The sequence below is a fragment of the Mesobacillus sp. QJM3NY_10 genome, from assembly GCF_056173465.1.
Map to the genome: position 1 here is coordinate 3,326,864 of NZ_CM149675.1, position 15,082 is coordinate 3,341,945.

Consider the following 15,082-nt stretch of genomic DNA (forward strand, 5'->3'; position numbering starts at 1 on the left):
ATAATTCAATCAACCGAAACGTCCAGTGATATAATCCTCTGTTCTCTTATCAGATGGATTTGAGAAAATCTTATCAGTTTCAGCAAACTCAATGACTTCTCCATTCAGGAAGAATGCAGTCTTGTCAGATATGCGGGCAGCCTGCTGCATATTATGAGTGACAATGATGATGCTGTAATCTTTTTTTAATTCCTGGACCAGTTCCTCTACCTTCAGGGTTGAAATCGGGTCAAGTGCTGATGTTGGTTCGTCCATCAGGATGACATCAGGTTCAATGGCAAGGGCACGGGCGATACAAATACGCTGCTGCTGACCCCCAGACAAGCCGTATGCATTCTGGTTCAATCGGTCTTTTACATCATCCCAGATGGCTGCCCCTCTCAAGCTCTTTTCGACAATTTCATCAAGGATCTTTTTATCGCGGATACCATGAATCTTAGGGCCGTAAGCGATATTATCGTATATGGATTTAGGGAATGGATTCGGCTTTTGGAACACCATTCCGACACTTGTCCTTAAATCTTCAACCTGGTACGATTTTTCAAGGATGTTTCGTCCTCTGTATAAAATTTCACCAGAAATCTTCACAGTCGGGACAAGTTCTACCATTCGGTTCAACGTTTTGATATAAGTGGACTTACCACAGCCGGATGGCCCGATGATAGCTGTAACCTCATTCTCATTGATCGCAAGGTTGATATTTTTTAAAGCATGGCCTTCACCATACCAGAGGTTCAGGTCCTTTGTTTCATATACAACCTTTTTGGCATCTTCTCTTGCTGTATTCTGTGTATCTTTTACAGAAGCATTCGACTTCTCTGTTACTACTGACATAAGTTACCCCTCCCAGACTAATATCTTTTTTGGAATTTATTACGAATCAAGATGGCAATTGAGTTCATCACAAACAAAACGAGTAACAAAATGACGATTGTTGCAGCTGCCAGATTGGCATATTCAGCTACAAGAGCAGAGTCAATTGTCCAGTAATAAATTTGCACTGGCAAAATCGTGAACTTATCAAAAATTCCGTCTGGAATAGGTATCAACAATGCCGGAATACCAATTACAACAAGGGGTGCTGTTTCCCCAATCGCACGTGATAGAGCAAGGATGACACCAGTCAGGATCCCTGGCAATGCAGCAGGCAATACAACATTCTTGATTGTCTGCCATTTTGTAGCGCCCATCCCATAAGAAGCCTCTCGCAAAAATTGAGGTACAGCACGAATCGCTTCCTGACTTGCCACGACGACAACAGGAAGCACGAGCAATGCCATCGTCAAACCGCCGGCCAGGACAACTGATCCTAAATCAAGTGTCCTGGCAAATACAGTCAAACCAAGGATTCCGAATACGACAGATGGAACCCCAGCCAGGTTTGAAATGTTCGTTTTAATAAAGGAAGAAATGCGGCCTTTAGTTGCATATTCTTCGAGATAAATTGCTGTACCGATACCGAGGAGCATTGTTACTGGTGCCACTACGACCATCAGCCATAAAGTCCCGGTGATTGCGCCCCATATACCTGCTCTTTCTGGGTCAGTGGATAGTCTGTTCATCAGGAAATCAATGTCTATCCATGGTAATCCATCTTTTAAAACTCGGTAAATCAGAACGACCAGGACTAACAGTCCAAATAGTGTTGAAAGGAAGAATAATGTTTTTGCAAGGTTGTTCGCCATTAAACGAGAACCCATCTTTTTTTGAACTTGAGTGGAATCTACATATTTCATCTTAATATTCCTCCCTGAACTTGCGAGAGATATATTGTGCGACCATATTCATAATCAGTGTAAAAACAAACAAAGTCATCGCAACTGCATAAAGGCTGTAATACAATGTAGTTCCTGCCGCAGCTTCCCCTCCGGTAACTTCTACAATATAAGCTGTCATTGTCTGCATAGATTGAGTGACATCAAAAGTGAAGTTTTTGGAACTTCCGCTGGCAATCGTTACAATCATGGTTTCGCCTATTGCTCTGGAAATCCCCAGAACAAAAGATGCGATAATACCAGAGATTGCAGCTGGAATAACAACTTTCCAGGTTACTTCAAGCTTGGTTGCACCCAAAGCCAATGCCCCTTCTCTCATCGAATTTGGCACTGAACTCATTGCGTCTTCCGATAGCGATGCAACCATTGGGATAATCATAATACCCATAACAATCCCTGGACTCAATATATTTGTTGGTTCTAGACCAGGAATAAATGATCTTAATAAAGGTGTAACAAAGGTGAATGCAAAGAAACCATACACGATCGTTGGGATGCCTGCAAGAATTTCAAGAAGTGGCTTTAATAGCCTTCGTGTTTTTTCAGAAGCATACTCACTCAGGAATACCGCTGTCATCAGCCCGACCGGAATGGCGACGAGCATGGCAATTGCAGTGGAAATGAGTGTGCCAGTAAGCAGGGGTAATACTCCAAATACAGCATTTTCACCCAATGGCTTCAACTTAGTGCCCGTAAAAAAATCTAAGAAAGGAACGGCCTTAAAAAAGGCGATTGTTTCAGTAAGTAATGTAAGTACAATTCCAATTGTCGTAAAAACTGAGATAGCTGCAATTCCAAATAAAATTTTTGGTATGAATTTTTCAGTATAATTATTGAAACTCTTTGTCCTTTTCTTTTCTTGAATTATTTCGCGTACATTCAAATTTTGGTCTTGGTCATGTACAACACCTTTTGCCACAAAAAAAACCCCTTTCATCCTTCCAAGGAAGAACTTCCCCTTATATTACCCAAGGAAAAACTATACCATTATCATAAGCAAGAAGATGAGAAGGTCAGACTTCTCATCTTCCGCCGTAAGTTTTTACTTCTTCAAGCCATTTAGTGTATCGAGTGATGCTTTTACGTCTTCATCAGATAACGGAGCGAAACCAGTTTCCTTTGCAACGTCCTGAGCATTATTCATTGTGTAAATAGCATAATCCAATACTTGCGGCTTTTCTTTCGCGTTATTCACATTCAAATAAGTGAATACTGGACGAGTGAAGGGAGCATAGTCTCCATCTTCTTTGATCGTATCCAAACTAGGCTCAACCGGACCATTGCCAAAGTCCACTTTTACAGCAGAAAGCTTGTCTTTATTGCTTTCATAGTATCCATAACCGAAGAAGCCAATTGCATTCTTGTCTTTGGACACAAGGTCAACAAGAGTAGAGTAGTCTTGCTGCAGATTGATATCCTCTGGAAGATCTTGTTCTTCCAAGATGGTTTCAAACATGAACTCGTAAGTTCCGTGGTTTTCATTAGGTCCGTAAGTTTTGATTTCTTCGTTCGGGAAATCAGCGCGGACATCAGACCATTTTTTCTTTCCTGCGCTAGCAAGGAAGATATCTTTTACTTCTTGTTCAGTAAGCTCAGTAGCCCAGTCATTATCTTTATTAATGACGATTGTAATACCGTCAAGTGCAACCTTCATTTCTTGTACTTCTATTCCAAGTTCCTCAGCTTTTGCTTTTTCCTCATCCTTAATCTGGCGGGAAGCATCATTGTAGTCAGTTCCGTCTTCAGCAAGGAATTTCTTGAAGCCTGCTGATGTTCCGGAGCGACTTACTTCAACAGAAACATTTTCTTGTTCACCCATATAGTTTTCAGCCATGCGTGCCATGAATGGATATACTGTACCAGAACCGTCAATGACGACGCTGCCTTCAAGTTCTTCTCCATTTCCACCTTCGTTATCTCCGCCACCACAAGCCGCAGCGAATACCATGACAGCTGCCAGCATAGAAAACAGGCCCATCTTTTTAAGACTTTTCATTCCTTAATTCCCCCTACGAGATGTGGTTGTTATGTCCTACAAGACCAAGAATACAGTTCTTCTTTTAAGACTGTTTTAACTGAATGTAAAGGTTTTGTAAATTCGTTGATTCTTGTGTATTCCTGTCGAAAAAAGGTAAAACATTAAGTTGTCCGGTTGGCGTTAGTATACCCATATAAATAGAAAAAAACTGCCTCATAGAGACAGTTTCATCAGGTTTATTGTTCAATATCTTCAGCAATTTCTTCAAGAAGTTCAGTTCCTTCTTCTTTCTTTTCAATTTCCTGGATTGGCTGTTCGGGATTCATATTTCCCTCAAGGCGTTTCTTTTTCAGTTCAAAATACGTATCAAGGACTCTCCGCCCGATGTCATTATTTGCATGGTGTCCCTGATTGCCTTCATATGCCCAAGGAACCATGACAGCCATCGCAATTTCTGGATTTTCATGGGGAGCATAAGCAACCAGGCTCAAGTTCATCACTTCAGGAGGCTTATCATAATTCTTTCTTTTCGGTCCATCATAAAAAGCTTGCGCTGTACCCGTTTTGCCAGCAGGTTTATAATCAGCGGTATAAAAGGCTCCATAGGCCGTACCGCCTCTCTCCTGCATAACCCTCCTAAAACCTTCCTGGACTCTGTCAAACCATTCCGGTTTGCCGTCAACCTTATTCAGGATGACAGGTTCCAATTCATTCAGCACCGGACCAACTTCATTATTTTTCATGACCGGTTCTCTGACCTCTTTGACAATCCTTGGCTGAAGCCTGTTGCCGCCATTTGCGATTGTTGAAACATATTGTGCCAATTGAAGTGTCGTGTACGTATCATACTGGCCAATCGCAAAGTCAAGCAAAAGACCAGGCCTTTTCTCTGTTCCCTTGAATCCGACCATTTCGTTTGGCAAGTCGATGCCTGTCCTTGTGCCAAGGCCAAATTGACTGAAATAGTTTCTCATCGTATCAAAAGCTTGTGGCTCAAGATACAATGGCTGATCATACTTATAATTGCCTTTTCCTATATTTATTGCAGTCCTAAACATGTAGACGTTAGATGACACCTTCAGGGCATTGCGGTCATCAAGAGTACCTAATCCTGCTTTCCAGGACTTTTTCGGATTCGTGCCTTTTATCTTAATCGGTGTATCGTAAAACTGAGTACCAGGACTGATTGCTCCGGTGTTGAATCCTGTTAAAATTGTTGCTCCTTTAACAGCAGACCCGACATTATAAGAAGTTGTAAAGTTCCCGCTCGCAAAATCCTGCATGACCGTTTTTCCTGTTTCTTCATCCTTAACGATCTGCTTCCCGGCTAGCGACAACACTTCTCCTGTGTTAGGATCCATCAACACAACAAATGCTCTGTCGAGTAGTCCTGTCCTTGGCTGCTGCTTCGCCTTCGCCAATTCCTCTTCGATAATTTTCTCAACAGCAAGCTGCAGATCCATGTCGATCGTCAGCACAAGGTCCTTGCCACGCTGTCCATCAGTAATCACCTTTGTGTCCAGAACGTTTCCGCCCTTATCGGTAATGTTTTTCACTTTTGCCTTCTGGCCGTGAAGTACATCTTCATATTGCTGTTCAATGTAACTTAAGCCGACTCTGTCGTTCCGGCTGTAACCGCGAGCAAGATAATACTCAAGCTTTTCTTTCGGAAGTCCCTTTTCGGAATCACTTACTTTTCCTAGAATCGACCTAAGCGTTTTGTCATAAGAATATTTTCGCTCCCAGTCAGTCGTTGTGTCGACACCTGGCAGCATTTCGAGGTTCTCACTGACAATAGCGAACTCCTCCGGTGTTACCTCTTTTTTGACGATTTGAGGCGACAATGCGTATCCGCTCATCATCTCACGTAAAATAGCGAGTATTTCAAGATCCTCGTCCGTTAATTCATTGAGCTCACTTTCAGTAATGCGATCCAGCTGGAGATTATAAAGGGCTTTATCATCCAGCTTTTTTTCATCATACTGTGCCCATTCTTTTTCCAGGATTTTTTCTCTGGCACGCTCTTCATTTGTTAAGATCCAATAATCCTTTTTGTCCCGTTCTCTGACTTTCTTTAAATCCTCTTCAGAATCCTTTGATATCAGTTTTGCAAGTCGTTCTGCGACCATGAGCATCTCTTTCGTCTTAGTGCCCTGGCTCTTTGTATATGTTATAGCCTTACTGGGTGTATTATCGACAATCGTTTTCATGTTCCGGTCGTACATTTTCCCTCTCGGAACAGGATTGTTCACGGTAACGTCTTCAGTTCGTTCTATTTCCCTTTTAAAATCCTCACCGTAAACAATTTGAACAATGCCAAGTCTTAAAATTAGCATTGAAAACAAAACAAAAACGGCAAAAAACAACATATTCAGCCTGAATGGCACATGCGTCTTCTTCTTTTTCTTCTTGTTCAAGCCTCTCCCACCTCTTCAGTCTGTATGTCCATGATTATGCACTATCTTTTATTTTATCGAAAGTGGCCGTTTTTTTCTATCAATAAACTAAGTCAGAAAGATTTTCCAATTATATCGGATTATAGAAAAAGGCTGTTTTCGTAAAGATTGTTGTTAAAATCCTAAAGCCGATTTTAACGTAATATATTACCCATTTTGCAGGTCGGTATTAAGTTTTCATGCTCTTTTCTCATAATAAGCTTTAATTTTATGAAAAAACATAAATCATTCAATCCTATTTTGTAGTCAATACCAACAAAGTCTGAGAAAAGAGCCTTGAGAAAAGAGCCTAGAAAAAAGACCGGGGATCTTCCCGGTCATGCAGGGGCTTTCAGATGAATTTTCCGGATAAAAAAGTAAATCAATGTATGTCCGCTCCCAAGGATGACAAGTAGGATGGGGATAGCCCTTTCTTCATTGAAGATATGGATTGAAGCCAGAAATAATACAATCGAAGCTATACGGCCAAGATTCAAAAATAATTCGCGGACTACTATATATTCGATTCTCATTTCAGCAGCTTTCCAGCCACGTCCAATTACATCATAGGTCATGGATGCATACGGAACGAGAAGCAATGGATAAGCGACTGCAATCAGAGCCGCATATAACAACAAACGGAAATAGGTGACCTGGAAAACGATCAGGAAAATGGCTAGGAAAAGAATCACCCCGCCCACGAGAATCGCTTTTTTCCTGTATTCTTTTTTCAGCATTCTTGAGACAAAATAATAGGCAAGAAATGAAATCCCTGAATTGATCAGTCCATAGGTACCCAACGCCATTTCGCTATCTGTAGCAATAAATACAAACACCGAAACAATGAAAACAAATACTCCCTCCCTCAAGCCTTGAAAAAAATGAGCATTTGTAACCATTCGCCAATTTTTATCATGCTTCCTTTCAGCAATAATGCGCTGAAACCAGTACTTTCCATGGGCTGGCCTTCGTTTCAGGAAAAAACTTAGCAACACTGCGATTGAAAAAAGACCCAATGAAAGTCCAAATACTACCGTATAGCCAGTCAATTTCTCAAGCCTGGAAATAATGAATCCCGCAGCCACAGGTCCAATCATTCCACCGACTGAACCAAGGATGCCCAGAAAACCATTAAAGAAATCACGTGTTTCCGGTTCAGTGATTTCAAAAGTGAGAACATTGTAGGCAAGCCAATAAAAACCGTAGCCTATTCCTAAAAGCACACCTAGTAACAGTAAAAAATCGGAAGCTTTTGTTCCTACAAACAAAACTGTTACATAAAACAAGGCCAGAAAGATTACACCGATACGAAGGACAATGACCCTGTCGACTTTTTTTGCCCATCTCCCCGCAAGAATGAATGTAAGTGGCTGCGCAACGACAATCGATAAATTATACATTGCCAGATCGGCAAGTTCACCAGATTGCTTCCATAAATAAATGTTAACAAAGGTATTCGAAAGGGCAATGCTCAATGAGTACAATCCCCCAATAATCAATAGGAGCGCTAAATCCTTTGTCAATTCAATGTCTCCTAATAATTTGTTTACTTTGCTCATGATCGACTCCCCTTTTCTCTAGGGTAGTTTCTAACAAAGTAAAGGGGGTTATTCAGTTTTTCCCGAGGGTCTTTTATGTATGGAGGAGGATAAATAAAAAAGAGAGGCTGCAATTAAATGCAGCCCCTCAAGTTATCATTCAATTATTTTGCAGAAGTGTAACGCTTGCTAACTTCTTCCCAGTTAACAACGTTCCAGAATGCACCAATGTATTCCGGTCTTCTGTTTTGATAGTTCAGGTAGTATGCATGCTCCCAAACATCAAGTCCAAGAATTGGAGTCTTGCCTTCCATTAATGGAGAGTCCTGGTTTGGAGTGCTAGTAACTTCAAGCTCACCATTGTTAACAACAAGCCAAGCCCAGCCAGAGCCGAAACGAGTAGTTGCTGCCTTAGAGAACTCTTCCTTGAAGCCTTCGAAGCCGCCAAACTTAGAGTTAATTGCTTCTGCTAGTTCGCCAGTAGGTTCACCACCGCCATTTGGAGAAATGACTTGCCAGAATAAAGAGTGGTTCGCATGTCCGCCGCCATTGTTGCGAACTGCAGTGCGTGCTGCTTCTGGCACTGCATCAAGGTTAGCAACAACTTCTTCAACAGTTTTAGAAAGAAGCTCTTCGTTTCCTTCCAAAGCGTTGTTAAGGTTAGTTACATAAGTATTGTGGTGCTTAGTGTGGTGAATATTCATTGTTTCTTTGTCGATGTGTGGCTCAAGTGCATCATATGCATAAGGTAATTGTGGTAATTCAAATGCCATTTTTAACATCCTCCTATGTATCGTGTTTCACTCCCAGAACAAGACCTTTTACATAATTCTGTTATTAGAATTGTTCTAAAAGTGCTTCTTGTTTAGATTACCAAAGAACGGTAATCGTTTCAAATAAAATGCTTTCATATAACGAGTTTAAAATCCCCTATTCTTCGACGTTATATACATTTTATTTTCATTGGCACTATTATTAGTGAAAATTGAAAGAAATTTCTGGTGTGCCAAGTCAGTTTATAAAAAAGAGAAATGGAGTCTATTGATAAAGTTTCAGAAAATCGTCAATATTGCTCAAATGCAGTCCTGTCAACGATAAATGTCGCATCTACAATATAATTGTTCCAATTTCTCCCAATACACCGTTGACACAGTAACAACAATTCTTTTAAATCAAAAGTATAGAAAGGCTTAATAAGGAGACGACCTTGATGGACAAAAATATATCATTATATAGCTTAATTTTGCAAAACTTCATTGATCGGGAAACAATTCAAAAAATCAAGCCTGAAACAATGCTATTCCAGGAAGATGAAAATGTTCAGAATGTTTATGTTATCCTCAGTGGAAGTGTATCTGTTGGCCGAGTCCATATGAAAGGAAAGGAATTCATCCTGAAAATCTTGAATGGCGAAGAAATGATTATTGAATATGAACTGTTCAAGCATAATCCGCGTTATCACTTTTCTGCTAAGACTCTTACAGAATGTGAAATTCTCATGATCAAAAGAGAGCAGTTCGAGGAATTCATTATGAACGATAAAACTGCTATGAACGCGATGGTTAACTGGCTCAGTACCAGATACCTCAAAGCACAGATGAAATGTCAGGACCTGATCATGAACGGGAAGAAAGGCGGCTTGTACTCCATTTTGATCAGGCTGTGCAATAGTTATGGTGTGATGACAGATGAAGGCATCCTGATCGATCTGCCCCTCACCCACCAGGAATTGGCCAATCTAACATACGGAACACGAGAAGTTATCCAGAGAATGCTGAAGGAATTACGCGAGAAAGACGTCATCGCTTATGATCAGCTTAAGTTCACGGTAAAGAACCTGACATATTTAAAGAAAGAAGTCGACTGCCAGAATTGTTCATTTGAAATATGTGGATTGAATTAAAAAATCGTGCTTTAGATAATAAAGTTACCCTTATCACAGGCCGTAACTCGGCATAAGGGTGTGATTAGCTTTTAATTGTTACCTTATGCGTGGCGAAAACGTTGCATAAGGGTACGATTAGCTCTTAATTGTTACCTTATGCGTGCCGAAAACACTGCATAAGGGTACGATTAGCTCTTAATTGTTACCTTATGCGTGGCGAAAACGCTGCATAAGGGTACGATTAGCTCTTAATTGTTACCTTATGCGTGGCGAAAACGCTGCATAAGGGTACGATTAACTCTTAATTGTTACCTTATGCGTGCCGAAAACGCTGCATAAGGGTACTTTTATGAAATTTCTATAATCATCTAATAACAGTAAAATCAATTAAGATCGATAATGCCGGTCATATAAAAAAATCGTGCTGCTTCAGCACGATTTTTTTATATTAAAATGAAGAAATAAACGAGCATGATGGTCATGATGATTCCTTTTGTCACCACACTGCTGACAAAACCAACCACAGAACCGAAGCCAACCTTAATCGCATCATTCAAGTTCTTTTTATTAACCAGCGATTCAGCCAGTGCCGCTCCTAAAAATGGCCCGATCAAGATACCGACGATTGGAATGACAAAAGGTCCGATCAACAAACCGATTGTGCTTCCCCACATCCCAGCCTTGCTCCCGCCATATTTTTTGACACCAATGATGTTGGCAATATAATCAGCCCCAAACAGCAGTGCAACGAACAGCCCCTGGACAGACCAAAATAACCAGTTGAAAGGCTCAAATGAAAAAAACAAGCCGTAAAGGATAAAACCGCCCAACATTAAAAGTACCCCAGGCAAGATTGGCACCACCAAACTTGCATAAGCTCCAACGAATAACACACCAATGATGATCCAATAAACTACTTCCATTCAATCCATCCTTTTAATTGTGAAATAAAAATAAGCAAAGGTTTCCCTTTGCTTATTTTACCACTATTTTTGCTCTCCCAAAACGTACTCAGCGATGTTTACTGCATGGTCGCCGATTCGCTCCAGGTTGCTGATGATGTCAACGAACACGATACCCGCCTGTCCAGTACACTGTCCTTCATTCATGCGAAGGATATGCTGCTTTCTAAGCGTACGTTCCATTCTGTCAATCTCATCTTCTTTTGTGACTACTGCTCTGGCAGCATCAAGATTCTTCTGGTCCAATGCCTGAAGCGCCTCTTCAACTGTACGCACAGTAAGGTTGAACATTACTTCAAGATCTTCCATAGCTGTATCAGTCATCTTCACCTTATTCGCCTGCTGGTACTCGATTAATTCAACAATATTTTCGAAGTGGTCCCCAATTCTCTCAATATCCCGGACTGTATCGATCAGCATGCTATGCTCTTCTGATTCATGTCCTGATAGAGAGCTTTGTGACAAGTCTACCAGATAGTCTGTGATTTTACGGTCAAGATTGTTGATTGCATCTTCAAGCTGATAAGCAGTCGAGGAATGCTTTGTATTCTTAGTCTTTAAGAATTCATTCGTTTCTTCGAGTCCCTTTAATGCAAACTGACCCATGCGCAGGACTTCTTCCTTTGCCTGGCCAAGCGCGATTGACGGTGATTGCTCGATGAATACTGGATCAAGATGTTGAGCCTTGTAATCAACGATAGAATCTTCACCAGGAATCAATTTAGTCACAATCAATGCCAAAATCGCAATGAAAGGCAACTGAATAAGAGTATTGGTTGTATTAAATATTCCGTGAGCGAATGCGATTGTCATCTCCGGATTCAAGCTTAAATTATCTCTAATAATCTCTATTAATTTGGTGAATGGTCCCAAAATAATGACGAATAAAGTTGTTCCAATCAAATTGAATAGTACATGTGTAGCCGCAGCTCTTTTTGCAGCCACTGAAGTACCAATCGCAGCCAAAACAGCTGTAATTGTTGTACCGATATTATCACCGAACAGGATTGGCAATGCTCCCTGTATATTAATCATTGATTCAGCATGTAAACTTTGTAAAATACCAATCGTTGCGCTGGAACTCTGAACAATTACAGTAAACACAGTACCAATGACTACACCGAGTATTGGATTTGAACTCATTTCCACTGTAAGATCTTGGAATGCTTCAAGGCTTCTCAATGGCTTCATACCACCGCTCATAAGTTCAAGGCCAAAGAACAGTGCCCCGAAACCAAATACGATTTGTCCAAAATTATGAACTTTTTTGCTCTTGAAGAAAAATAACATGATGGATCCAACCGCTATAATCGGCAAAGCATACTCGCCGATGTCGATTCCAATGATAAAGGCTGTAACAGTCGTACCGATATTTGCCCCCATGATGACCCCAATTGCCTGCCTTAGCGTCATAAATCCGGCACTTACTAGTCCCACCGTAATAACAGTTGTCCCACTACTTGTTTGTAAAAGGACTGTAACAAAAATACCTGCTAGTACACCCATCAGTGGATTAGTGGTAAAGCGGTCGAGAATATCCCGAAGTCGATCACCTGCTGACTTCTGCAAACCATCACCCATGAATTTAATGCCGTATAAAAAGATACCAAGTCCCCCAAAGAACTCAAACAGCATTTCTTGTAAATTCAATTCCATTTTTTCAACCCCTAGATTTATTTCGACAAACATCTACAAACACAGCTTATTATGAAGGAAATATTAATGAAAAGTAAACTGTTTATACTTCGAATTTACAATACCTTAACATTTCTTCGTTATGTTACAAATATGTTACAAAGCGGAGGTAAAAAGGTTGTTATTTAACTATGTGAAAAGCTAAAATAGTGAGTGTAATTCTTTTAAAGGACGTGTATTCATGAGTATTTTCACACAATTAGCAAAAAGCATGTACTCTCCAAAGATTATTGCTGACACGCGATTCCAGGGTATAGGCAAAACTATCTTATTTGTCTTCATGCTGACCCTAATATCCATTTTGCCTGTAGTCTATTATATGTTTGTTGGGATTTCAGAAGCAGTTGGCTCGGTCAAGCAATCCATCAAAACTGATTTACCTTCTTTTACGATTCGAGAGGGAGTGCTGCAGTCAGAAATTAAAGCACCGTTAACAATCAAAAATGGAAGTTTCACGTTAATCTTTGACCCTACCGGTGCGATCGATGAAAGTGAACTGACTGGCATGGATGCAAACGTGGCAATGCTTCAAAAAGAGATTGTGCTTGCTGCCGGCGGCGAAACCAATGCTGTACCCTACACCCTTTTTACAAGTGAATCTATGACGAAGGATGACATTATTTCTCTCATCAATACGGCTGAATCCTCGCTCCCTGTATTGCTGGGAATACTGTTTATTGTTATTTATGTTTTTTCAACCGGTATGAAATTTATCGAGGTTACTCTATTAGCACTTTTTGGTCTTCTATTGAAAAACCTGGCTGGCAGAAAGCTTCAATACACACATTTATGGAGAATGGCAGCATATAGCACAACACTCCCTACTATATTTTTCACGATCATGGCACTATTAAAAACAACTGTGCCTTACAGTTTTTCGATAAACTGGTTTGTTGCTTCGATGATGCTTTTATTAGCCATTAAAGAACTGCCTGCCAAGAAAGCTGTGGAAAGTTAAGAAATGCGCCTTTGGCGTATTTTTTTTACTTTCATATTAATACATATGGATTTTCTCTCGTTCTGCCCATTCCCCCCTATTTGTCCTCTTAAACAATTCCATTCCCTCAATCCTGATTATTTTATTTTCTTTATAAACTTTCATTTTTTATCTATTAAATTGGTTCTTAACTCTATTTCTTCTGCATAAATAATGATATAAGCATTTAAGGAGGAAGGTCCTATGAAAAAACTGGCAGGATTACTGGTTTTCTTGATAGTAGCTTACGCAGTCTACAATGATTTAAGCATAGGAACACTTCCAGCAGCGAAAATGCAGGAACCTGAAACATCAAAAGTGGAAATGGTAGAGACGGAAAAGACAGAAACACAAACCACACAAGAAATTCCTTTTTTTGAACACGAGGTACTGCCTGGTGATACTGTACTATCAGTAATTGACAGTTATATGGACAAACCATTAAGCGTGCCTGTCTCACAAGCAGTGGAAGACTTTAAAAGGCTGAACGGTGGGACAGATCCCCAAAAAATCAAATTTGGAAACGTTTATAAATTCCCGGACTACAGCAGCCAAAATTAGCAAAGGCTAACAATTGAAGTCTTTCCTTGTCAATTTGAGCAAAAGATTGATAAAATGGGGTTATGCAACTTTAGGAACATATTCATGAATTCCATTTTTCAAAGGAGCGAATCACTGTTGAGTGAAATTATACATCGTACCAAAACCCGTCCAATAAAGGTTGGGAATTTAACCATCGGAGGCAACAATGAAGTTGTCATCCAGAGTATGACAACAACCAAGACGCATGATGTCGAAGCGACTGTCGCTGAAATCATGCGCCTTGAAGAAGCAGGCTGCCAGATTGTCCGTGTTGCTTGTCCGGATGAAAGAGCAGCAAATGCCATATCCGAAATCAAAAAAAGAATAAACATACCACTTGTTGTTGATATCCATTTTGATTACCGTCTTGCGCTTAAGGCGATAGAAGGCGGAGCTGACAAAATCAGGATCAATCCAGGTAATATCGGCAAACGCGAAAAGGTGGAGGCTGTTGTAAAAGCCGCCAAAGAGCGCGGCATTCCTATTCGGATTGGGGTAAATGCTGGTTCTCTTGAGAGACGGATTCTTGAGAAATACGGCTATCCTACAGCAGATGGAATGGTAGAGAGTGCCTTGCACCACATCAAAATCCTCGAGGACCTTGATTTCCATGATATCATCGTTTCGATGAAGGCTTCTGATGTTAACCTGGCGATTGAGGCTTACGAGAAAGCTGCAAAGGCTTTTGATTATCCGCTTCACCTTGGAATTACAGAATCAGGGACTTTATTTGCTGGTACCGTCAAAAGTGCCGCTGGCCTTGGAGCGATCCTCAGCAAGGGAATCGGCAACACGGTCAGGATATCATTGAGTGCAGACCCAGTAGAGGAAGTTAAGGTTGCAAGAGAACTGTTAAAGTCATTTGGCCTAGCAGCTAATGCAGCAACATTAATCTCTTGTCCAACATGCGGACGAATCGAAATCGATTTGATCAGCATTGCCAATGAGGTGGAAGAGTACATCTCAAAAATAAAGGCACCGATCAAGGTAGCTGTGCTTGGATGCGCTGTTAACGGTCCTGGCGAAGCACGTGAAGCTGATATCGGCATTGCAGGTGCAAGAGGAGAAGGTCTTCTTTTCAGAAAAGGAGAGATCGTCCGCAAAGTGCCAGAGGAAACAATGGTAGAGGAACTTAAGAAAGAAATCGATAAAATCGCTGAAGAAAAGATTCGGGAAGCCGCCCTTCAGAAATAAACGATTAAAATGCCCGGGAAACAATTCCCGGGCATTTTTTATTGGCATTCATTTTTAGTACC

13 protein-coding genes are annotated in these 15,082 nt (G+C 40.7%); 4 read left to right on the forward strand and 9 right to left on the reverse strand.

Annotated features, from left to right (window positions below; all coding sequences use genetic code 11):
• Positions 1–9: 9 nt before the first annotated feature.
• The 7 genes from pstB to AC0VX7_RS16865 all read right to left on the reverse strand — a co-directional run bounded on the left by pstB (position 10) and on the right by AC0VX7_RS16865 (position 8,499).
• Entirely contained in the window at positions 10–834 is an 825-nt protein-coding gene (gene pstB, locus AC0VX7_RS16835) for a phosphate ABC transporter ATP-binding protein PstB (protein ID WP_475425125.1), read from the reverse strand.
• Positions 835–851: 17 nt separating this feature from the next.
• Positions 852–1,736: a phosphate ABC transporter permease PstA gene (gene pstA, locus AC0VX7_RS16840; RefSeq protein WP_041965495.1), complete on the reverse strand. Its 885-nt coding sequence runs from the start codon at positions 1,734–1,736 to the stop codon at positions 852–854.
• A 1-nt stretch (position 1,737) separates the two neighbouring features.
• Positions 1,738–2,712: a phosphate ABC transporter permease subunit PstC gene (gene pstC / locus AC0VX7_RS16845; RefSeq protein ID WP_475425126.1), complete on the reverse strand. Its 975-nt coding sequence runs from the start codon at positions 2,710–2,712 to the stop codon at positions 1,738–1,740.
• A gap of 105 nt (positions 2,713–2,817) precedes the next feature.
• Positions 2,818–3,771 carry a PstS family phosphate ABC transporter substrate-binding protein gene (locus AC0VX7_RS16850; protein ID WP_475425127.1) on the reverse strand — a complete coding sequence of 318 codons (954 nt, stop codon included), beginning with the start codon at positions 3,769–3,771 and terminating at the stop codon, positions 2,818–2,820.
• A gap of 218 nt (positions 3,772–3,989) precedes the next feature.
• Positions 3,990–6,122, reverse strand: a complete 2,133-nt coding sequence (locus AC0VX7_RS16855) for a peptidoglycan D,D-transpeptidase FtsI family protein (protein WP_475428185.1) — start codon at positions 6,120–6,122, stop codon at positions 3,990–3,992.
• A gap of 404 nt (positions 6,123–6,526) precedes the next feature.
• Positions 6,527–7,747, reverse strand: coding sequence for an MFS transporter (locus tag AC0VX7_RS16860; protein WP_475425128.1), 1,221 nt, complete (start codon positions 7,745–7,747; stop codon positions 6,527–6,529).
• Positions 7,748–7,890: 143 nt separating this feature from the next.
• Complete coding sequence (locus AC0VX7_RS16865) at positions 7,891–8,499, reverse strand: superoxide dismutase (RefSeq protein ID WP_215036444.1); 609 nt, start codon at positions 8,497–8,499, stop codon at positions 7,891–7,893.
• Positions 8,500–8,936: 437 nt separating this feature from the next.
• Here AC0VX7_RS16865 and AC0VX7_RS16870 point away from each other — a divergent pair, with 437 nt between their 5' ends.
• On the forward strand, positions 8,937–9,629 hold the full coding sequence (locus AC0VX7_RS16870) for a Crp/Fnr family transcriptional regulator (protein ID WP_475425129.1): 693 nt from the start codon (positions 8,937–8,939) through the stop codon (positions 9,627–9,629).
• Between the two features lie 425 nt (positions 9,630–10,054).
• Here the strand turns inward: AC0VX7_RS16870 and AC0VX7_RS16875 are convergent, their stop codons facing one another.
• Together AC0VX7_RS16875 and AC0VX7_RS16880 are read right to left on the reverse strand one after the other, a co-directional pair.
• Positions 10,055–10,534, reverse strand: coding sequence for a DUF456 domain-containing protein (locus AC0VX7_RS16875; RefSeq protein WP_475425130.1), 480 nt, complete (start codon positions 10,532–10,534; stop codon positions 10,055–10,057).
• Between the two features lie 63 nt (positions 10,535–10,597).
• Positions 10,598–12,229, reverse strand: a complete 1,632-nt coding sequence (locus tag AC0VX7_RS16880; RefSeq protein ID WP_475425131.1) for a Na/Pi cotransporter family protein — start codon at positions 12,227–12,229, stop codon at positions 10,598–10,600.
• Between the two features lie 220 nt (positions 12,230–12,449).
• Here AC0VX7_RS16880 and AC0VX7_RS16885 point away from each other — a divergent pair, with 220 nt between their 5' ends.
• The 3 genes from AC0VX7_RS16885 (at position 12,450) to ispG (ending at position 15,020) form a co-directional block, all read left to right on the forward strand.
• Positions 12,450–13,226 (forward strand): DUF1189 domain-containing protein, encoded by a 777-nt coding sequence (locus tag AC0VX7_RS16885; protein ID WP_475425132.1) that lies wholly within the window; start codon positions 12,450–12,452, stop codon positions 13,224–13,226.
• 222 nt (positions 13,227–13,448) lie between these two features.
• Positions 13,449–13,805 (forward strand): hypothetical protein, encoded by a 357-nt coding sequence (locus AC0VX7_RS16890; RefSeq protein WP_475425133.1) that lies wholly within the window; start codon positions 13,449–13,451, stop codon positions 13,803–13,805.
• Between the two features lie 126 nt (positions 13,806–13,931).
• Positions 13,932–15,020 (forward strand): flavodoxin-dependent (E)-4-hydroxy-3-methylbut-2-enyl-diphosphate synthase, encoded by a 1,089-nt coding sequence (gene ispG / locus AC0VX7_RS16895; RefSeq protein ID WP_475428186.1) that lies wholly within the window; start codon positions 13,932–13,934, stop codon positions 15,018–15,020.
• Positions 15,021–15,082 lie beyond the last annotated feature (62 nt).